Source organism: Vibrio sp. ED002 (assembly GCF_023277445.1).
In the GTDB taxonomy this organism is placed as follows: domain Bacteria; phylum Pseudomonadota; class Gammaproteobacteria; order Enterobacterales; family Vibrionaceae; genus Vibrio; species Vibrio jasicida.
Genome location: NZ_CP080239.1, coordinates 1399560 through 1417599, shown reverse-complemented (window position 1 = coordinate 1417599; position 18040 = coordinate 1399560). Strand labels below are relative to the sequence as shown.

General features: G+C 44.0%; 22 protein-coding genes. 13 read left to right on the top strand and 9 right to left on the bottom strand.

Annotated features, from left to right (window positions below; genetic code table 11):
* Positions 1-30: 30 nt before the first annotated feature.
* On the bottom strand, positions 31-756 hold the full coding sequence (locus ITG12_RS22975) for an NUDIX domain-containing protein (RefSeq protein ID WP_005436370.1): 726 nt from the start codon (positions 754-756) through the stop codon (positions 31-33).
* A 390-nt stretch (positions 757-1146) separates the two neighbouring features.
* Between ITG12_RS22975 and pncB the strand changes: the two genes are divergently transcribed.
* Positions 1147-2457, top strand: coding sequence for a nicotinate phosphoribosyltransferase (gene pncB, locus ITG12_RS22970; RefSeq protein WP_038869162.1), 1311 nt, complete (start codon positions 1147-1149; stop codon positions 2455-2457).
* A 31-nt stretch (positions 2458-2488) separates the two neighbouring features.
* On the opposite strand, the gene ITG12_RS27815 is transcribed toward pncB, so the two are convergent.
* Positions 2489-2671, bottom strand: coding sequence for a hypothetical protein (locus tag ITG12_RS27815; protein ID WP_038869163.1), 183 nt, complete (start codon positions 2669-2671; stop codon positions 2489-2491).
* 231 nt (positions 2672-2902) lie between these two features.
* On the opposite strand from ITG12_RS27815, the gene ITG12_RS22965 reads away from it, so the two are divergent.
* From ITG12_RS22965 to ITG12_RS22955, 3 genes are all read left to right on the top strand, one after another.
* Positions 2903-3262: a hypothetical protein gene (locus ITG12_RS22965; protein ID WP_038869165.1), complete on the top strand. Its 360-nt coding sequence runs from the start codon at positions 2903-2905 to the stop codon at positions 3260-3262.
* A 19-nt stretch (positions 3263-3281) separates the two neighbouring features.
* Positions 3282-3629, top strand: coding sequence for a GlpM family protein (locus ITG12_RS22960; protein WP_038869166.1), 348 nt, complete (start codon positions 3282-3284; stop codon positions 3627-3629).
* A gap of 220 nt (positions 3630-3849) precedes the next feature.
* Positions 3850-4368, top strand: a complete 519-nt coding sequence (locus ITG12_RS22955; RefSeq protein WP_038869168.1) for a glycine zipper 2TM domain-containing protein — start codon at positions 3850-3852, stop codon at positions 4366-4368.
* An 87-nt stretch (positions 4369-4455) separates the two neighbouring features.
* Here ITG12_RS22955 and ITG12_RS22950 read toward each other — a convergent pair whose 3' ends face one another.
* The gene (locus ITG12_RS22950) at positions 4456-5547 is read right to left on the bottom strand and encodes a transporter substrate-binding domain-containing protein (RefSeq protein WP_061035374.1); all 1092 of its coding nucleotides are present in this window, start codon (positions 5545-5547) and stop codon (positions 4456-4458) included.
* A 327-nt stretch (positions 5548-5874) separates the two neighbouring features.
* Here ITG12_RS22950 and ITG12_RS22945 point away from each other — a divergent pair, with 327 nt between their 5' ends.
* The 3 genes from ITG12_RS22945 to ITG12_RS22935 all read left to right on the top strand — a co-directional run bounded on the left by ITG12_RS22945 (position 5875) and on the right by ITG12_RS22935 (position 8788).
* Entirely contained in the window at positions 5875-7557 is a 1683-nt protein-coding gene (locus ITG12_RS22945; protein ID WP_248874153.1) for a hypothetical protein, read from the top strand.
* A 108-nt stretch (positions 7558-7665) separates the two neighbouring features.
* Positions 7666-8175 carry a helix-turn-helix domain-containing protein gene (locus tag ITG12_RS22940; protein ID WP_038873058.1) on the top strand — a complete coding sequence of 170 codons (510 nt, stop codon included), beginning with the start codon at positions 7666-7668 and terminating at the stop codon, positions 8173-8175.
* Between the two features lie 208 nt (positions 8176-8383).
* Positions 8384-8788: a DDE-type integrase/transposase/recombinase gene (locus ITG12_RS22935; protein WP_248874151.1), complete on the top strand. Its 405-nt coding sequence runs from the start codon at positions 8384-8386 to the stop codon at positions 8786-8788.
* A gap of 283 nt (positions 8789-9071) precedes the next feature.
* On the opposite strand, the gene ITG12_RS22930 is transcribed toward ITG12_RS22935, so the two are convergent.
* A complete protein-coding gene (locus tag ITG12_RS22930; RefSeq protein WP_038876578.1) occupies positions 9072-9980 on the bottom strand; it encodes a DMT family transporter in 909 nt (302 codons plus the stop codon).
* 94 nt (positions 9981-10074) lie between these two features.
* Here ITG12_RS22930 and ITG12_RS22925 point away from each other — a divergent pair, with 94 nt between their 5' ends.
* A complete protein-coding gene (locus tag ITG12_RS22925) occupies positions 10075-10959 on the top strand; it encodes a LysR family transcriptional regulator (RefSeq protein ID WP_248874149.1) in 885 nt (294 codons plus the stop codon).
* Between the two features lie 46 nt (positions 10960-11005).
* Here the strand turns inward: ITG12_RS22925 and ITG12_RS22920 are convergent, their stop codons facing one another.
* Positions 11006-11818: a 5'-methylthioadenosine/S-adenosylhomocysteine nucleosidase gene (locus ITG12_RS22920; protein ID WP_248874147.1), complete on the bottom strand. Its 813-nt coding sequence runs from the start codon at positions 11816-11818 to the stop codon at positions 11006-11008.
* A 192-nt stretch (positions 11819-12010) separates the two neighbouring features.
* Entirely contained in the window at positions 12011-12520 is a 510-nt protein-coding gene (locus ITG12_RS22915) for a copper resistance protein NlpE N-terminal domain-containing protein (protein WP_248874145.1), read from the bottom strand.
* Positions 12521-12718: 198 nt separating this feature from the next.
* Between ITG12_RS22915 and ITG12_RS22910 the strand changes: the two genes are divergently transcribed.
* Complete coding sequence (locus ITG12_RS22910; RefSeq protein WP_104029782.1) at positions 12719-12955, top strand: hypothetical protein; 237 nt, start codon at positions 12719-12721, stop codon at positions 12953-12955.
* 76 nt (positions 12956-13031) lie between these two features.
* Here the strand turns inward: ITG12_RS22910 and ITG12_RS22905 are convergent, their stop codons facing one another.
* The 3 genes from ITG12_RS22905 to ITG12_RS22895 form a co-directional block, all read right to left on the bottom strand.
* Positions 13032-14273: a glycine betaine/L-proline ABC transporter ATP-binding protein gene (locus ITG12_RS22905; protein WP_248874143.1), complete on the bottom strand. Its 1242-nt coding sequence runs from the start codon at positions 14271-14273 to the stop codon at positions 13032-13034.
* Positions 14266-15165 carry a proline/glycine betaine ABC transporter permease gene (locus ITG12_RS22900; protein WP_038876590.1) on the bottom strand — a complete coding sequence of 300 codons (900 nt, stop codon included), beginning with the start codon at positions 15163-15165 and terminating at the stop codon, positions 14266-14268. The genes ITG12_RS22905 and ITG12_RS22900 overlap by 8 nt, the downstream gene beginning before the upstream one ends.
* An 88-nt stretch (positions 15166-15253) precedes the next feature.
* Entirely contained in the window at positions 15254-16246 is a 993-nt protein-coding gene (locus ITG12_RS22895; protein ID WP_038864971.1) for an ABC transporter substrate-binding protein, read from the bottom strand.
* Positions 16247-16587: 341 nt separating this feature from the next.
* On the opposite strand from ITG12_RS22895, the gene ITG12_RS22890 reads away from it, so the two are divergent.
* The 4 genes from ITG12_RS22890 (at position 16588) to ITG12_RS22875 (ending at position 17997) form a co-directional block, all read left to right on the top strand.
* The gene (locus ITG12_RS22890; RefSeq protein ID WP_038876592.1) at positions 16588-16878 is read left to right on the top strand and encodes a DUF134 domain-containing protein; all 291 of its coding nucleotides are present in this window, start codon (positions 16588-16590) and stop codon (positions 16876-16878) included.
* Complete coding sequence (locus tag ITG12_RS22885) at positions 16875-17378, top strand: NifB/NifX family molybdenum-iron cluster-binding protein (RefSeq protein ID WP_038876594.1); 504 nt, start codon at positions 16875-16877, stop codon at positions 17376-17378. The genes ITG12_RS22890 and ITG12_RS22885 overlap by 4 nt, the downstream gene beginning before the upstream one ends.
* Positions 17378-17581 carry a (Na+)-NQR maturation NqrM gene (gene nqrM / locus ITG12_RS22880; RefSeq protein ID WP_038876596.1) on the top strand — a complete coding sequence of 68 codons (204 nt, stop codon included), beginning with the start codon at positions 17378-17380 and terminating at the stop codon, positions 17579-17581. The genes ITG12_RS22885 and nqrM overlap by 1 nt, the downstream gene beginning before the upstream one ends.
* 221 nt (positions 17582-17802) lie before the next feature.
* Positions 17803-17997 carry a hypothetical protein gene (locus tag ITG12_RS22875; protein ID WP_038876598.1) on the top strand — a complete coding sequence of 65 codons (195 nt, stop codon included), beginning with the start codon at positions 17803-17805 and terminating at the stop codon, positions 17995-17997.
* Positions 17998-18040 lie beyond the last annotated feature (43 nt).

Below are 18040 nucleotides of genomic sequence, written 5' to 3'. Positions count from 1 at the left end.
CAGACTCCTTGTCTGTCTTTTGTGCTTGCGTTAACCACGCAAACAGTTTTGGAAAAAGGTCACTTCGTCGCTTGCTAGGGTGTACACCATGGCTGGCTTACCGCCTTTACCTTTATTGGTGGAAGCGACTTTGTTGGTTGGCTTGAGTACACCTGAATCAATCAAGCGGCGTTTGATCGTCATGCGACTGATGTCGATACCGAACTCTTGATAGGCGGCAATGATGTCGGCAACCAGAAACTCTTTATCAAGTGCGAACAACAGGACCGAGGTGTATTCGATAGAGGCACGCAGCTTCTGCCATGCCTTTTCAATCATCTTTTGGTGATCAAAAGCGAGGGTTTCTTCGCCATCAAGGATTGCTTGCAGCGGGAACCACTTCAAATGACATTCTGGTACACCAGCGTTGTCGATTTGTTCTTTGTTATTGCGGTCTACTAAGGCATAGTGGGTGATGTTCAGGCTCCAATCTTCAGGGTCACGCTTTGGGTCGCCATCGACAAAAGCTTCGCTAAAGTGGCGAGGGTAGGTGTGAATTTTTTCACGGCAGATTCTACGTCGCGCTGCTTCGAAGTTTTCGTCTGCTGCTCGTCCACCTTCGTGCGTCATGTCTTTATCAAACACAAATCCACCAGGCAAAGCCCACACACCGTGGTAGGGGCGTTCTGGATTTGAGCGTTTAATCAGCAACACTTCCAATCCTTTATCGGCACAGCCAGATAGTCTGAATGGAATGATGTCGACAGTTACGATCATGATTGGGTCCTGAGATTGATTTGTAAGTAATCTAGCGCATAACAAGTAGTCAATCAATGGGTAAGTAACCGATTGTTAGAAACGTACATGCATTTTCTTAGTGGTGGCGTTTAAGCATGAATGTGCGTATATGTTCAGGTTGTCCACAATAGCTGTTGGATTATTGCGCGTAAAAACCTTATAAAAAAGAGTGGTTAGTAACAAAAGTTGACAAACTAATAGTGGGTGTTTATTGTTTACGCAATTTAGTTAGTAACAACAAGTTATATACCCAAGTTTGCCTTGTTGAGAACTTCCCACCAACTTTGTTGGGAAAACAATAAGATGCGGTTTGCACCGTGCTGAGGGAATTTGGGTATAAACGAAAAAGGGCGTGTAGAAGGGCTCCGAATGACCACCAATTTATTTTCGTCTCGCATCATTCAAAGTGCGTTAGATTTTGACGTATACAAAGTGAATATGATGAGTGCTGTTGCAACGCTTTATCCAGATGCGATGGTGTCCTACAAATTCATTGTTCGCAGTGAAGAAGACCTGTCTGAACTACTGCCAGATGTGAAAGCGGAAGTTCTAAAACTGCAAGACATCACTTTCTCGGCAGAAGAAATCGAGTACATGAAAGGCGTCGCGCCTTATCTTAGCTCTGAGTTTGTTGACGCTCTGCATGCATTTCGTTTTAACCCTCAACGTGACGTTTCTTTCAATACTAAAACCATGGCTGATGGCACAAGCCAATTACGCATCACCATCAATGGTCTTTGGAAAGAAACCATTCTCTACGAAACCATCATCATGAGTATTGTGTCCGAAGTGCGCAGCCGTGCACGTTGGGCAGACATTCCAGTCGAGCAATTCCAATCTGTTCTTAAAGAGAAAGTTAGTCATCTAAAATCTGAACTAACACGCCGCAATATCACTAACTTTAAGTTTGCGGATATGTCGACGCGTCGTCGTTTCTCGTTTCAAGCACAGCGATCAATGCTGCAGTATCTGAGCGAAGAGTTGCCTGACAGCCTAACTGGAACCAGTAACTACCATTTGGCGAAAGAGCTTGCTCTCACGCCAATCGGTACGGTGGCACACGAATGGTTTATGGGACATCAAGCGCTGGTGAATGTTCGTGATTCACAAAAGGTAGCATTGCAGCGTTGGCAAAAGATGTTTAATGGCGCGTTAGGCATTGCTTTAACAGACACCATTGGTATTGATGCGTTCTTAAAAGACTTCGATGAAGAGCTAAGTAATGCTTACGCTGGTGTTCGTCATGACAGTGGCTGCCCTTACACATGGGGCGAGAAGATGATTGAGCATTACCAATCGCTTGGCATCGATCCTATGACCAAAACCTTGGTGTTTACAGACGGCTTGAACTTTGACCAAGCATTGGATATTTGTGAGCACTTCCAAGGTCGAGTACAAATCAGCTTTGGTATTGGTACGTTTTTGGCCAACGATATGGGCGAGTACGTGAACGCACAAAGTGTTGCGTACAAACCTCTGTCTATCGTTATTAAAATGGTGTCATGCAACGGCTCACCTGTTGCGAAAATCAGCGATGAGCCAGAGAAAGCGATGTGCGAAGATATCTTCTTTCTGATGAATTTGAAGCGTCGTTTTGAGCAACCGCTCGATCTTGATGAGTGCCGTGTTTTGATTGATCGCCTCGAAGACGAAGGCGATAACTACCTTATCGACGCTTAAGCTATCGATGAATAAGGGTGATGTTTTGTCATCACTCTTTCTCTGTGGCGCAACTTTCGTTGTATTTTATTTCGCATAGTGCGCCACATTTCATGCGATAGGGAAGACGCTTACTTCCTGTGTTCGCACGTATCCTCTTTACAATAAGCCCTTCTAGATTGGCACTTTTCAGGTGCTTTTCGCGCACTTTTTTCCAGTAGTCATCAAAAGCCATACGTCACCTTTACTATCGCTGTCATTATTTTTATAAATATGCAGCCATTTTATGCAACACAACGCGGTTTCTGATGTCAGAAAAATCCTAAAAATCGTTAGGTAAAAGGCGAATTGTTGTAACGCTCTCGTTTCTTGATTTTTACCTTCTATGGTTTCGATAAATTAATATCGGCAAACCTAACAGGCGATTTGGTTATAGTACAAGCAAAGGTCAAGTCAGGAATGAACGATGAATTTGGTTGTGCATCTACAGAAAAAAGCGATCAACAAACACGGCTATGAGTGGGCAACGCGCCAAGCTTGGAAGTGTGGAATAAAAGCGAATCTTGTGAAACGAGTGATCGGGATCTTCAAAGGTCAGATTGTTTGTGTTGTTGAAGGCTGTCGTGCAGAGCTTACTACGCCAATCAATAACCCACTACATGAAGAAGAGAAACAAGGGCGTTACGTGTTTGTTGGCGGCATTTTTTGGGAGCCGAACAATATGATTGCACCAGGATTTCCTGATTTTATGTTTATGCATTTGCGAACGCTCAGCCATCGTCATAAATACCTGACGGATGATGAATTGTTCTTGAGTTTAGCGTAGTCACTTTATTAACCTATTAATGACCAGTCTATTTTTAAAATCGATACTCGGAGCTTGCGCTGTGTTGATCATTGCCATGCTCTCTAAATCAAAAAGCTTCTATATTGCTGGTTTGGTGCCTTTGTTTCCGACCTTCGCATTGATTGCGCATTTTATTGTGGGCAGTGATCGAGATATGGAAGCACTTCGCCAAACGGCATTGTTTGGCATTTATTCTTTGATTCCTTACGCCGCTTATTTGATTTCGGTATTTTACTTCAGCTATCGTTTGAGCCTTATTGGCACACTCACCGCCGCAACTCTGGTCTGGATACTTTTTGCAACCATGCTGTTAGCATTTTGGACTCGCTGGATGGTGCCTGCCTAAAGTTTGCTCAACTTAGCGTTGTATTTAACGCAATATTCATTGTTCAAACTGATGTGATCTCGCTCCAATTGACCTTTCTCTGAGTTTTCTCTAACACAGTCTTTATAAAACGCCGTATTTTAACCTGCTAATGACCGGATGTTTGTTTTCACCTGATGTGAATTTTTCTTCTAGATTTACTATACCGCCAAGCAAAGATAACCATACTGGGAAGTAAACCATGAATATGAAATCTATCGCAATCGCAACTGCGGTTGTAGCCGTTCTCGCAGGCTGTAAAGACAAGACACCACCAGCACCAACAGAAGCAAACATCACGCTGGTTGAAGCAGTGACGGAAACGGTGAAGAACCCGCATCAAGTATGTAAAGATGTAGTCGTAACTCACAAAGTTGAACCAACAGACAACAACAAGATACTTGGTACTGTCGGCGGAGCAGCAGCAGGTGCAGCCTTAGGTAACCAAATTGGTGGTGGTTCTGGTAAAGTGATTGCAACTGCAGCCGGTACTGTTGCAGGTGCAATGACAGGTCGTAAGATTCAAGACAATGTGCAGAAAGGTGATGTAGTCACGTCAACTGAAAAGCAATGTCACACTGAATACACCACTTCTGAGAAAGTAGTAGGTTACGATGTCACTTACGAAGTTGCTGGCGCGCCAACAACCGTTCGTATGCAAAGCAAGCCAGCAGGTAAGACATTCCCAATTCAAGATGGCAAAGTAGTACTACCGCAATAATTGCCGACTTAGTTGAACCTAAAAGCCCTTTAGATTAAAGGGCTTTTTCTTATTTCAATGAAAATTAAGATTCATGGCAACTCGACATTACTTATCGGCAAAGTAATCGACTAACGTTTTGCGCCATTTCCGTGATTCACGAATTTGCAGAAGCGCACGGTTAATTTCTTCTTCATACGTGTTGTTTTCTGTAATGATGAAGCCATAGTTCTGCTTTTCTAACTGGTAAGGTAGCACCTCTAAATTATCAAATTGCCCTGATATTCTGCCATTACCAATCATGTATTTGAGTACGACATCATCGGCAACGATGGCCTCGACTTCACCATTCTCTAGTGCAGCAAGCAATGTGGGCATATCTTGGTATGTTTTATGACGAAGCCCGAAACTCGTCAAAAGCAGAGAGGAAGTGGTGGCATTCTTTGCACCAACCTCAACGTTGGCAAGGTCGTTAATCCCTTTTATCTGTGAAGCGCCTTGGCTGAGAGTGAGCTTACTGGCTAATACCGCGGTAATACTCGCGATGAAAAGCATACTGAACACTCCAATAAACACGGTAACTATTCGTCCGGTTAAACTCTTAAATTCGAAGTAGTTAAACGGCCCGCGAGTGATGAAGAGTAAGCCGAGAATAAAGCTTTCTATCCAGCGGCCTGAGCGACTTTTCATTGAGTAGAGCTTCTCATTATTCCCTTTCTCTAATGCATAGAAGAAGGCACCAATAACACCAGCAATAAGAACAATGACACCAATGATGAGCCATAACGCAGGGTTTAAAAATATGGATTGTAGGGTATGAAAATACCCCTGATTTTTTACTGCTATGGCGAGGTGGGTTTCATAAAAAGAATGCGAGAAATCAGCGAAAAGTTCACGCTCTGGTGTGATGGATATACAGGAGACACCAATGTCTATTTGCTCAGCTTCAATGGCATTGAGCAGATCATCTAACGGGTGATGCTCGAAGGAAAACTCCACATTCATCTCCTTCGCAATCAATTCCCACAGCTCAACACTTAAACCATTCAGTTGAGTATCGACTGAGCCGATCACAAAGGGTGGGCATGGATAGGTCCCAACTTTTAATTGAGCTGCATGAGAAAAAGTACTGAATAAAACAAAGAAACAAAGTGTTGAAGTGACTAGGTATCGAAGTGTCGTTTGGAAACCATTTTGCATGCACAGGCCCTCAAAGGAGAGGCAGTGAATGAATTGTATCCACGGCGATGAGTCACCCTAGAATGCAAACATGATCAGAAGTTAATGGAAACGATGACGAATTCAGCACTGCCCTAGTTTTTATTTACTGTTTTAACTATAGCAGTTGATGCTAACAACGACTTTCACCAGTGACTGACATGCAAGCACTTACATTGCTCACTTACAAAAACGCCATTACTGAAGGTTTCTTAAGCGCGTGTAAGCGAACGTAAGAATCAGAAGAAAGTGCAGTTTTTTTGTTTATCATGCTCCTCAATATTGAACGGTGTTTTATTGGAGAAAGGAATGAAAAAACGAGTATTGGCCATGAGCATTGCCTTGGCGGTGTCTGGTTGTGGTTCAGAAGGGAAAGATGGAAGCGCTAAGGAATCTAACACATTTACGTCCCAGTGTGGTGACCAACTGTCAGCTCAAGAGTCTGGCTTGTCATTTGTGGTGAAAGGAGACATCGCAGAATTGCAAGGGGTGATTTGTCAGGGCTCCCCAAAGGCGTTCGAGCAAATGATGGCGAAACACAGTAACGTGAAGCAGCTTAAGTTCATTAGTATTGATGGTTCCGTTGATGATGAATCAAACCTGGAACTGGCTTACCAAGTTCGTGCTAAACAGCTGGATTCCCATATTGCGAGCAGTGGGCAGATTGCCTCTGGCGGTACAGATTTATTTTTGGCTGGTGTAAATCGAACAATTGAAAGCGGTGCAACGATTGGCGTTCATTCATGGGCAACCGAAGACCAAGTCGCAACGGATTTCCCTGTCGGTCACAAGTATCATCAACCTTACATTGATTACTACAAGAAGATCGGTTTGCCAGACCCTGAAGGTTTCTACTACTTCACGATTAATGCAGCGTCGGCACAAAACATACACAATATGTCTGAGCAAGAGATAACCAAATACGGCCTAGGTAAACTTGTCTCCCCTGAAGGCGAAACGTCTTTGACCAGTGAGGTTGATAGTAAGCTTTTCGAGCAACTTAATGCTTCTGTGAATGCACTGAAATTCCAATCCCTTTGGGGCGGTTACGGGAACTACTTATCAGGTACGCCAGCTTACTTTCTACGCTTGGATGAAAAAAGCAGCACGCCAGTCACTGCCTATTTGGTCAATCCTTCCAAAGTCCCAGAGGAAGCGCAAAAGTTAGGCGTCAATGAAAGTGGTGCTCTGAATATCTATCAATACGAAAACAATATGCACGTCTTTCATGACGTAATAAACAAAGGTAATGGGGCGTATGAAAGGCAATATACGTTTAACGGAGCGAAGTACTATCTCCAAGTGTATAAGCCCTCAGAGACCTTCGTAAAAGGTGAGCATCAACGCAACACCATTGCATTAGCTGTGCATGAGATGTTTCATGATTATCAACTGGAGCACTTTAGCGACCCTGCCAATTACTTCAACGAGCTCAACGGTTACCCTGTGAATGTAGAGCAGATTACTTACAAGCTAGCGGTACTGGATCTGTTTAAATCTTTGCCTAAAACAATGACCCAAGACGAAGCGAAAACCATGCTCAAGCAATACATCGCTTTGACTCAGGAGCAAATCAATATTGATACCAGTAGTAAGCGTTATGCGAAGAATATGGGACTTGGCCAAGAGTTGTTTGAAGGCAGTGCTTGGTATGTTGAAGTGATGGCATTGAGAAATGCGCTACCGAATTTTTCCGAGCTCAAGTTCGTTGATAGCTACGCGTTTACGACTCAGTATCAAAATCGTGAAAGTGTGGAGTCTCAGTTTGGCTGGGGGTACTTCTATCCAAGTGGTGCAGCCGCTATTTATACCTTGAAGACGGCAGGCTATGACATCCTTCAATTGGAAAAAGGAGTGACACCCTTTGAGGCTGCAAAACAGGTGGTTGGTACGTTTGATGTTACTGACACCTTGAACCAAATTAAGCAGAGCGCTGACTTTAAAGCGCTACAGCAAAAAGCGGTAACCATTAACGCCATCAAAAACCAGTAAGTTGATAACTAGCGAGAGGCAAGATTTGTCTGTCTCGTCCTAAAGTAAAAAAGCCGAGCGATTGAACTGACCCCCAATAGTTGGACACTAATTATTGGGGGTCTTTTTATGTCCAAATATAGCCGCGAGCTAAAATGTGTCATTGCTAAACAATGCTTAAATGGTACGTCATCTAGTTATTTAGAAAAGCAATATTCAGTTTCTTCGAGACAGATTCGGTATTGGGCCCAAGTTTTTGCTATCCATGGTGCAGCTTCATTTTTACCAACTAAACATGCTGTTTCTGCTCAAACAAAGCTAAAAGCATTAAATTTAATGTGGACGAATGACTGGTCTCTCTCGCACACTAGCGCAGTATTTAACCTCTCGTCCCCTGGGATACTTTCTGTCTGGCTCAAAAGATTTAACGAGCTCGGTATCAAAGGGCTCAAAATTCGCCAGAAAGGAAGACCTTCAATGAAACAGCAGCCTCAACGTACCACTAAACCAGATAATGAAATGACACTTGAGGAGCTAAGAGAGGAGTTGATCTACTTACGAACTGAGAATGCTGTTCTAAAAAAGTTGGAAGAGTTGGAGCAAGAAAAGAACCGTCGAACAAAGAAAAAGCGGTCATAGCTCTAACTCTTAAAGGTAAGTACCCACTGAAGCACCTGCTGCAAACTCTGCAACTGGCGAAAAGTGTCTTTTATTATCAGGCTCAAGCGAGCAAGCGTACTGATAGTTACGAAAGTGAACTGCGGTTGATAAAGTCAATTTATCATGAGCATAAGGGGGCGATACGGCTACCGCCGTATTCACTTGGAACTAAAAAAAGCGAGGCTTCATGTTGAATCACAAGACGGTTCAAAGGCTTATGGCTCAGCTAAACCTTAAATCAACGGTCAGGATTAAAAAGTACCGTTCATATCGAGGTGAGTCTGGAAGAACGGCTCCCAACATACTTGAAAGAGATTTTAGTGCGTCCCAGCCAGATGAAAAGTGGGTAACTGACGTTACGGAGTTCAAAGTCAAAGAGCAGAAAGTGTACTTGTCTCCGGTTGTCGACTTGTTTACTCAAGAGGTGGTTGCTTATAGAGTAGCTAAAAATGCCTGTTTGCCGCTTGTCATTGATATGTTGACGGAAGCGATATCAAAGCTTAGACCGAACTCAAAGCCAATTATACATAGCGATCAAGGTTGGCAATATCGGCATCGACAATATCAGCAAAAATCGAAGAGAGTGGGTTAATACAAAGTATGTCGAGAAGAGGTAACTGCTTGGATAATGCTGTTGCAGAAAACTTTTTGCTTTACTTAAAACAGAGATGTATCACAACCAGAGCTTTGAAGATGCAGATACTCTGATAGAGCAAATTAAAGAATACATCGAGTACTACAATACCAAACGTATAAAGGTGAAGCTAAAAGGCCTGACTCCGATAGAGTATCGAACTCAGGCCTTGAAAGCCGCTTAACAGAAATGTCCAACTTTACGGGGTCACTTCAGATGAATGCTCGGCTTTTTAGTCCATTTACGCCGCAGGTGCTTGATGGTGATTTTGTTCTTCCAATTGTTTTTCGGCTTGCGCTTGTTTTTGTTTTCTACGCTCGCGTTTGGATAGCCAAATCAAAGGAACGACAATCATCACTGTGCCAATCGCCATAAAGATATCCGGTACTTCACCAAACCAGATTAAACCAACGAAGACAGCGCCAATTAAACCACTGTATTCGGCACTGGCAATTTTGTTGCTATCAATAGAGCGGTAAGCCAGTACACAAGTTGCCGCATAAATCATAATGAATAAGCTAGATCCTGTCGCGACTGGGAATGAACTCCAATCCCATGCTTCCCCTTCGATAAACACAAGCAGCAGAGATACTGGAATACCCGCGAGGTTGGTCATAAGTAGCGTGTGGACGACGGATTGATTTTTTGGCAGCTTACGGATCAATAAGTTGTTGATGGCTAGTGTTATCGCGACCGCTAATGCTGATAATGCCGCCCAATCAATTTGGTCAGGACGAATAATTACAAGCACGCCAGCAAAGCCCATGACGGCAGCTGCGATAGATTGAGCAGAGAGCTTCTCACCAAAAAAGAATGCGGCAAGTGGCAACATGATAAGTGGAGCTGCATAGAAGATCGCATTGGCGGTTGCGAGCGGCATTGAAGAGATCGCAAAAACCATAAAAATAGCACCCGTCAACCACACGTGAGCACGCACAGCATGCCATTTAAAGCCTTCCATTAGAGGGGTTTGTTTAGTGAATAAATACACGGGCAATAACATCATCACAGCGGACAATTGTCGGTAAAATACGAACTGAAAAACCGGCACCTCGTTACCGACGCTTTTGATCAAAGCGTCTGAGAGCACCGCAATTAGGTTACCAACAATTAATAGCAGCATGGCTGCACCGACAGATGTGACTTTCACGTTATTCCTCTCCTCATTCTTTGCCAAAGAGTAGGGGATGTCATAGGATGAAGTGAAATGATATTTATTAGTTTAAGTATGAGATTTTTAGATAATGAAACTGCCACCTTTAAGAGCGGTACACTGTTTTGAATCGGTCGCGCGCAATCTAAGCTTTTCACTCGCTGCAGAGGAGCTTAACGTGACTCAAAGTGCGGTAAGCCATCAAATACGTTTGCTCGAAGATTATCTCGGTGAAGCTTTGTTTATTCGTCAAGGACGCAAACTGTCACTCTCGGAAACGGGAGCTCGTTATCTTGAAGACATCAGCCCCGCCATCAGTTCGATCGCAATGGCTAGTCAGAAGGTGAGAGAGGGTGATAAGGGCAGTTTAAGGTTGGCGATATACAGTTCGCTAGCGGTGAAATGGTTGATACCACGTCTGGCGGATTTTAAGCGGTTACACCCCGATATCGACCTTACCTTGAATATGGTTGCGGGTGACCCTGAACAAACGGACAGTGTCGGAGACTGTTTCATTACGGTTCAAAAACCGAAGCGTAATTACATGGCGATACGTTTGTATGATGAGACTTTGTACCCAGTTTGTAGTTTGAATCTTTGGAAGGAGATTCAAGACCAGCCGTTGCCGGATGCGCTTTGGAACTATCCGATTCTTTCTACTGACTCCATCTATCGTGAGCGTGGTAAAGATTGGGCAGAGTGGTGCAGCGTGGGTGGTTATGAGCTTCCAAAGAACATCGACATGCAGCACTTCAGCCACATGTTGCTGGCTATCGAAGCCGCTCGTTACGATCAGGGCATTACGTTTGCCAATGACTTCATGTTGAATGAACGGGATAAGGCTCAAGATTTGGTTTATATCCCTTCGCACGGTTTGGAGACGGGAGATAGCTTTTACTTTGTGCACAAAAAGAGCCGAGCCCGTCAGACCGAAATTATAAAACTGACAAACTGGCTCAAGCAGCAGTGCCTATAAATAGGAAAGGGAGGCGTTGTGTCTCCCTTTGCGATTCAAAAAGCGACTATTGCTTTTTGAACAGCGCTTTAATCACATCAATCGTGTATAGCTGACAATCGACAGCGGTTTGCGGGTCAAAGTCTTGTTTGTGCTGGTCAGTATTCGACAAGATGCGAATCCCAACGAAAGGCACTTGGTAAGCTTGAGCAACTAAAGCCGCTGATGAGGTTTCCATCTCTTCAACAGATGTACCGTACGTTTCATGGAACCAGTTGATGCGGTCTACTTCGCGGTTCCACTCGTCCGCTGAACCAATCAAGCCTTTTACAACTTTGCCTTTTTTGTATTCTTCAGACAAAGAAAGAGCAGTTTCAACCAATGCCGGATCCGCTTTGAACTGTTTATGTTCAACAAACTCACCATCTTCACGTAAACGCATGGTTACGTCGAAGTTCTGCCACTTCGTTGGGTCGATGCCTTTGCCTTTTTCAGTAAATTCAGACTTGTATGAACCCATGTTGAAGCTTGCTTCACCGACAACAATATCACCACGGTAAAGCTTAGGGTCATGACCGCCAGATGTGCCTTGGTTGATGATGTATTTAGGATTGAAGTGTTCAATCGCAATCGTGGTAGAAGCGGCTGCGTTCGCTAAGCCAACTTCGGTACGAGATACCACGACTGGGTAGCCGTCGATTTCACCTTGCCAGAAAGTCCAAGAACCAACGGTGGTTTCTTTTGCGTCATCTAGGGCTTCTACAAGCGTGCTGGTTTCAATATCCATTGCACCTTGAACTAGGATTGGTTGAGTTTGAGCGAAAACAGAGAATGAAAGCACGGCAGGAACCAGTGCGGCGAAACGTTTAAGAATTTGCATACGACATACTTACAAAAGGAAAAGATGGCGCAATCTATCAATAGCAAACGTTTGCGTCAATTGATGAATTTGTTAATTTTCTTAATGGATGACTTTTTTTGATTTTCATTCTAAATAACGAGAAATAAAAAATCCGAGCGGGGAAGCTCGGATTTATGTTCTATCAGGACTAAATTGAATGATGAATTAGCGCTAAGGCATTTTGCTTAGGTTGTAGAATGACGCTAGCTCGCCTGTTGCTTTTTCGCCATTCATATCCAGTTTCATTAGCATGTTTTCACCAACGAAATACTGGTTTGGACCTGACTCGTCGACCAAAGTAATGGTATTGCCAGATTCGTTCCAAGTGAACTTACCTTCAGATTTGATTGGGTCGCCTTCTTTACCCTCATACAGCTCTACCAATGAGTAAGTGCCGTCTTCATTCAGTGTTAGCGTTGTGTCGATTCCTGCACAATCTGCACATGGAAGCTTGCCTTTGTATATGCCGTTCCAATCCAGTGCATTTTGCGCATTGTGGCCAGAATCGACAAACGTATCAGTCGTGATCACTTGCTCTTCTTCAATAGGAGTTGCATCAACCGTACTTTCAACTTCTGTCGCCTGAGGAACGTCAACTGTGGTTGTCTCTGCTGGTTTCTCGTCCTGACAGCCGGCTAAAATAAATACGGCACTGGTGAGTGCTAATAGTGTCTTTTTCATTTTATTCCTCTTTTAATCAACAAGTTGATATACCGAAATGATCTCGAAGCATGTATGCTGAGGTCACTTGGGTATATGGTCTTAATAATAGACTCGTTTCCTACACCTGCGTCAGAAGAAAGCAAACCATTGATCTGCCTTTGTTAGAAAAACTCTTTAACGTCAGTGATTTGCAAATAGAAAGACAGGGAAGTAAAAATGGAAGAATTACTTATAGGAACTGCCCGAGTATTGGGTTCGCTTATTCGTTGGCTCATGTTTGAACTCATTTTAAATAGCGTTGTTTATCGTATTGGGTATGCGGGATTGTATATTCTGACGCTAGGTAAACGACCTCATCGACCAGTATCATCAGAGATGAAAGGGCGCGTTCTTCTGTTTGGTATTGTGTTGTGTCTGTTGGTTTTTGCCTTACTTATATGGTTGCACTCTTAATGAGAGCCAGTGGGTAACAAGACAGAGATAGCTAGAAAAATAGAAAAGGCTCATCAGATGATGAGCCTTTAACCTATTAGGACGCCTTATCCATTGGCGGAGGGGTTTTGACCTCCTTTGATGATGCTTCCTCTTCTGAAGCATCAATGAAGATCTCTGCTACGGCGCTGCGTTCTAGCTCACCTTGCAGGTTACCTTCGTCATCAACAACTGGGAGTGAGTAATCGCATGACATGGTATCAGGCAGAACTTGTTCAATAACCGTGTCTGGAGAGACAACAGGTACTTCCTCGTAAATCTCGTCATCCAACTCTTGCGCACCGTCAGTCTTCGCTGCGTCCAATAAGCTTTCTTTGGTGACAACACCTTGATAGCCTTCGTCGGTCACGTGGTAGGCATAATCTTGCTTCACACGCTTCATTTCGATGAGGGCTTCCTCGATAGTTGTTGCTGCAATGCGGTACGCTGGTGGCTGCATTACGGTTTCAACTGTGAGCGCGCGGGCACGGTTCACGTCTTTAACAAACGCCTCTACATACTCATCAGCAGGATGAAGCAGAATTTCGTCTGGAGAACCTTGCTGTACTAACTCGCCGTCCTTCAAGATCGCAATGCGATCGCCTAAACGAAGTGCTTCGTCCAAATCATGAGTAATGAAGATGATGGTTTTGTGCAGTTTCTCTTGCAGTTCGATAAGCTGATCTTGCATTTCACTTCGGATCAAAGGATCGAGAGCGGAGAAAGCTTCGTCCATCAATAGGATCTCTGCATCGGTTGCTAATGCGCGCGCTAGCCCCACGCGTTGTTGCTGACCACCAGAAAGCTGGGCTGGATATTGGTTCTCGTAGCCTTTTAAACCAACGGTTTCTAACCACTCGTTCGCTTTTGCAAGGCGCTCATCTTTCTTGAAGCCTTGAATTTCAAGGCCATAAGCAACGTTGCCTACGACAGTGCGGTGAGGAAGCAGGCCAAAGCGTTGAAATACCATCGACATTTTGTGACGACGAAATTCTTCCAACTCTTTTGGTGAAAGTTTCATCACATCGACACCTTCAACCAAAATCTGCCCCATCGTTGGGTCAATCAAGCGGTTGAAGTGGCGAATCATTGTCGATTTACCAGAGCCAGATAGACCCATGATGACAAAAATTTCGCCTTTCTTGATTTGTAGATTGATGTCTTTCAATCCGACCGTATGACCCGTATCAGCAAGTATTTGGTCTTTGCTTTGTCCCTGTTTCACACGATCAATGACGGTTTGTGGTTTCGGGCCGAAGATCTTATACAGGCCGCTGATTTCGATAAGAGGCTTAGTCATGTTTCAGATCTCCTAAATGCGCTTGAGTGCGTTTCGCGTAGGCTTGTGATGCACGGTCGAATAAAATTGCCAATGCCACAATGGCCAAGCCGTTTAACAAACCAAGTGTAAAATATTGGTTGGTAATCGACTTCAATACAGGCTGACCTAAGCCTTTTACGCCAATCATCGAAGCGATAACGACCATAGAAAGCGCCATCATAATAGTTTGGTTGATGCCCGCCATGATGGTTGGCATTGCCAGTGGGAGTTGAACTCCAACCAAGCGTTGTTTCTTGCTCGCGCCAAAAGCAGTGGCGGCTTCAAGCACTTCTTTGTCTACAAGCCGGATACCAAGGTTGGTAAGGCGAATGACAGGCGGTATCGCATAGATGACCACCGCAATTAATCCCGGAATTTTACCGATACCAAGCAGCATAACGACTGGAATCAGATAGACAAAAGCTGGCATGGTTTGCATTACGTCCAGCAGTGGTGTGACGACGGATTGCACTCGGTTAGAGCGGGCCATCGCAATACCAATGGGAATGCCAAGGGCAATGGCGAGCATAGTACACACAGTAATGATGCTGAGTGTTCGCATGGTGTCTTCCCACATGCCGAAATAGCCAATGAGCAAGAGAGAGCCAAAGCACGCGACACCAAGTTTCCAAGATCGACTTGCTGCATAAACTAATGCAGTGCATACGGCGAGAATGATCACCCAAGGGGTAGAGATTAGCAGTTTTTCGAACCATACGAGGAATGAGAGTAATGGGTCGAAGAAGGATTCAATAAGGTCGCCATATTCACGAGAAAAATCACGGTAGGCACCATCGAGCGTTTTACGGATGGCTCTAAGATCGGAGCGATCCATCTCTGGAAATTCGCTCAGCCAGTTCGAGTCAGACATGTTTACTTCCTTTTCTTACCGAGGCTCTATTGAGCCTCGGCATACAACAAATGCGGTATTCCTATACCGTTTACGAAACGTCTAAGTCTTACAGTGCGCCTTGCACTTTTTTAGCTACGTCTTGAGGAACCCATGCGGTCCAAATTTGTGGGTAGTTTTCTAGGAAATGGAACATAGTTTCTTCACCGTCAGCTTGATTGTCTTCCATCCAAGCCAATAGCTGGTTCATGTCCGCATTCGTAAAGCCACGCTTAGAGAAGTAGTTATAAGCCTCAGGAGAACGTGAAGCGAACTCTTCTGTAGTAATTGTATGAACAGGTGAAGGTGGGTACATGGTTGGTTTTGGTGCATCACATTCAGGTTGAGTTGTACAGTTCACAAACTCTTCTAAATCGACGCCGCTACCGAAATCGACTTTCACCATGTCGTATTTCCCTAACACAGCCGTCGGCGCCCAGTAGTAGCCAAACCACGCTTGTTCACGTTCGTAAGCTTTTGCGATAGAACCGGATAGGCCAGCGCTTGAACCTGGGTCGATAATGTCAAAACCGGCACTTGCAAGATCCATCGCTCTGTATAAGTTACCCGCACTGATTTGGCAGTTCCAGCCCGCAGGACAACTGTAGAAAGCAGACTTACTTTTATCTTCTGGGTGAGAGAACAGCTTAGCGTGCTTCTTCACACCTTCGATGGTTTTCATTTCAGGGTATTGTTTAACCAGATAAGCAGGAATCCAGAATCCTTCTTCACCGCCATCAACTAGAGCTTTGCCGGCATAACGAAGGCGCTTTTCTTCCACACCTTTATCTAACGCATCTTTGAGACTGTTACTCCAAAGCTCAGGAGCAACGTCTGGTTGGCCTTTTTCGATCATTGAGGTGCCGGTTGGCATGGTGTCGCCAGGGATAAGTTCGGCATCACAGCCGTAGCCGTGCTCAAGAATAAAACGGTCCACGTTAGCAATCAGTGTCGCAGAGTTCCAGTTCATGTCTGCGATGGTAACCGTTCCACACTCACTTGCGTTTGCGTTGGTCGCTGCTAGCGCACCAATCGCTAGTAGTAAGGGAGTTTTGTACGTCATATTGAGTTTCCTTTCTCTAAATAGCCTACTTAGGGTAACTAATTAATCATTAGTGTTCAAACTAATGTATTAGATGAATTGTAGTTTCAATTGTTAATTGGTGTGAATGTGTTCGTGAGAATTAGATGAAAATAGCCACATAAATTAAAGGTTTTTCTGATGTGAAGTGCGATGAATCGTATGGTGGTTTGTAATGCTGAGTGCTAATTTGTTAGATGTCTAAAGAATATTTCGCTTAAGCGTTGATTTTTGCAAACTAAGATATTGGCATATGCCAAAAACTGTAATTGGCATATGCCATAAACAGGCGTAATGTGAAGGCGTTATGTAGAGAGGTTGTCATGGCGAGACCAAAAATAGAAAGACGCATATGTGGACGTGCTGCACACCATTGTTTTAAACCCAATGGAGTTCCATTTTATGAACTCGAAAAAGTCGATATTTTGCCAGAAGAATTGGAAGCGTTGCGTTTGTCTGATTTTGAAGGATTAAGCCAACAGCAAGCGGCCGAGCAAATGGGCGTCTCTCGCCAAACCTTCGGAAATACGGTGAAAAGCGCACGTTTTAAAGTTGCGAAAAGCCTAGTTGAGGGTCATGCATTAGTTTTTCCTGACCAGGAGTCAAACTCATGATTTATGCCATTCCAAACGACGGCGAACGCGTCGCCAGCCATTTTGTCAAAGCACCGTATATTGCGATTTACTCAGATTCCGACGGTTTACTAAAGAACTTAGCAAACATCGCTTCTATGCCTCAAGCTGGCTGCAAAGCGAAGTCTCAGCTTATTCAATCCTTGCATGAGTACAAAGTCGACGCGGTCTTGGTTCGCAATATTGGTGAACGCGCTTTAGGCAAGTTACTAAGTAGTGGTAAGCAAGTGTTTAAGTTGTCTACTCGCAGTTCACTTGATGATGTTTTAGGAGTACCACGTTCACCTCTCACGGTTGCCACGCAGGGTCGACCTTCAACCAATCACGCCAAAAAAGACAGTTGTAGAGGTTGTAGCAGTAAAAGCAAAGAAGTGCCTTCGTTATTACTCAATCCCAAACCTCAATCAAAAAAAGCACTCATGGCGCTTCGTCCGGCTAAGCTTAAAGCATTGGTTTCTTCTTACGTGAAAGAGGTGAAGTAATGGTTTGGCTATTCACTTTTTTAGGTTTCCTAACCATCATTTTGTTGATGTCACTGGGCGTGATCTTTCACAACAAACGTATTCAAGGCAGTTGCGGTGGCTTGAATAACGTGGGTGTGGATAAGGTCTGTAACTGCGAAATTACATGTGCTGAGAGCGAACGCCGTTTATATCAAATCCAAGAACCACGCTCGAAACGCTAGCGCTTGGCTCAAAGTTCGACGGCTTTACGTCATTTTAGTTATGAGCGTCTAATCCATTCAATGTATTTGCTAGCTTGTGTGTTGTCCGTGCAAACCAGTATTGAGCGAATTATGGAAATGAAATTAATATTGTCTAGAAGATCAAATTTTCGCTGGTCGATTTTTGCGCATTTTTTGTTCGCATCTACGCTTTAAGTTCGTCTTAATAAAGGAGAACCAAAATGGCTGTAATGAAACAGGATATTCCAAATCGCGTGACGGTTTACCATGACAATGTCGATCAGGAAAAAGAGTTGAAAAACGCGATGTTGCCAGAGAAACCTCGCTACTTTAACGGTTCTCCAACTTATCAGGCCGAAAGTGTGGAAGCGTTCGAAAGCAAGCTCAGCCAGATAGGTTTGTCACTTGATAAGTAATTTGATTAGTAATGAGAACGCCCTCTAGATTGAGGGCGTTTTT

Bases quoted from the DNA above. Each gene is read 5' to 3' on its own strand.
- ITG12_RS22975 (WP_005436370.1), bottom strand. From the start codon at position 756: ATGATCGTAACTGTCGACATCATTCCATTCAGACTATCTGGCTGTGCC.
- pncB (WP_038869162.1), top strand. From the start codon at position 1,147: ATGACCACCAATTTATTTTCGTCTCGCATCATTCAAAGTGCGTTAGAT.
- ITG12_RS27815 (WP_038869163.1), bottom strand. From the start codon at position 2,671: ATGGCTTTTGATGACTACTGGAAAAAAGTGCGCGAAAAGCACCTGAAA.
- ITG12_RS22965 (WP_038869165.1), top strand. From the start codon at position 2,903: ATGAATTTGGTTGTGCATCTACAGAAAAAAGCGATCAACAAACACGGC.
- ITG12_RS22960 (WP_038869166.1), top strand. From the start codon at position 3,282: ATGACCAGTCTATTTTTAAAATCGATACTCGGAGCTTGCGCTGTGTTG.
- ITG12_RS22955 (WP_038869168.1), top strand. From the start codon at position 3,850: ATGAATATGAAATCTATCGCAATCGCAACTGCGGTTGTAGCCGTTCTC.
- ITG12_RS22950 (WP_061035374.1), bottom strand. From the start codon at position 5,547: ATGCAAAATGGTTTCCAAACGACACTTCGATACCTAGTCACTTCAACA.
- ITG12_RS22945 (WP_248874153.1), top strand. From the start codon at position 5,875: ATGAAAAAACGAGTATTGGCCATGAGCATTGCCTTGGCGGTGTCTGGT.
- ITG12_RS22940 (WP_038873058.1), top strand. From the start codon at position 7,666: ATGTCCAAATATAGCCGCGAGCTAAAATGTGTCATTGCTAAACAATGC.
- ITG12_RS22935 (WP_248874151.1), top strand. From the start codon at position 8,384: ATGTTGAATCACAAGACGGTTCAAAGGCTTATGGCTCAGCTAAACCTT.
- ITG12_RS22925 (WP_248874149.1), top strand. From the start codon at position 10,075: ATGAAACTGCCACCTTTAAGAGCGGTACACTGTTTTGAATCGGTCGCG.
- ITG12_RS22920 (WP_248874147.1), bottom strand. From the start codon at position 11,818: ATGCAAATTCTTAAACGTTTCGCCGCACTGGTTCCTGCCGTGCTTTCA.
- ITG12_RS22915 (WP_248874145.1), bottom strand. From the start codon at position 12,520: ATGAAAAAGACACTATTAGCACTCACCAGTGCCGTATTTATTTTAGCC.
- ITG12_RS22910 (WP_104029782.1), top strand. From the start codon at position 12,719: ATGGAAGAATTACTTATAGGAACTGCCCGAGTATTGGGTTCGCTTATT.
- ITG12_RS22905 (WP_248874143.1), bottom strand. From the start codon at position 14,273: ATGACTAAGCCTCTTATCGAAATCAGCGGCCTGTATAAGATCTTCGGC.
- ITG12_RS22900 (WP_038876590.1), bottom strand. From the start codon at position 15,165: ATGTCTGACTCGAACTGGCTGAGCGAATTTCCAGAGATGGATCGCTCC.
- ITG12_RS22895 (WP_038864971.1), bottom strand. From the start codon at position 16,246: ATGACGTACAAAACTCCCTTACTACTAGCGATTGGTGCGCTAGCAGCG.
- ITG12_RS22890 (WP_038876592.1), top strand. From the start codon at position 16,588: ATGGCGAGACCAAAAATAGAAAGACGCATATGTGGACGTGCTGCACAC.
- ITG12_RS22885 (WP_038876594.1), top strand. From the start codon at position 16,875: ATGATTTATGCCATTCCAAACGACGGCGAACGCGTCGCCAGCCATTTT.
- nqrM (WP_038876596.1), top strand. From the start codon at position 17,378: ATGGTTTGGCTATTCACTTTTTTAGGTTTCCTAACCATCATTTTGTTG.
- ITG12_RS22875 (WP_038876598.1), top strand. From the start codon at position 17,803: ATGGCTGTAATGAAACAGGATATTCCAAATCGCGTGACGGTTTACCAT.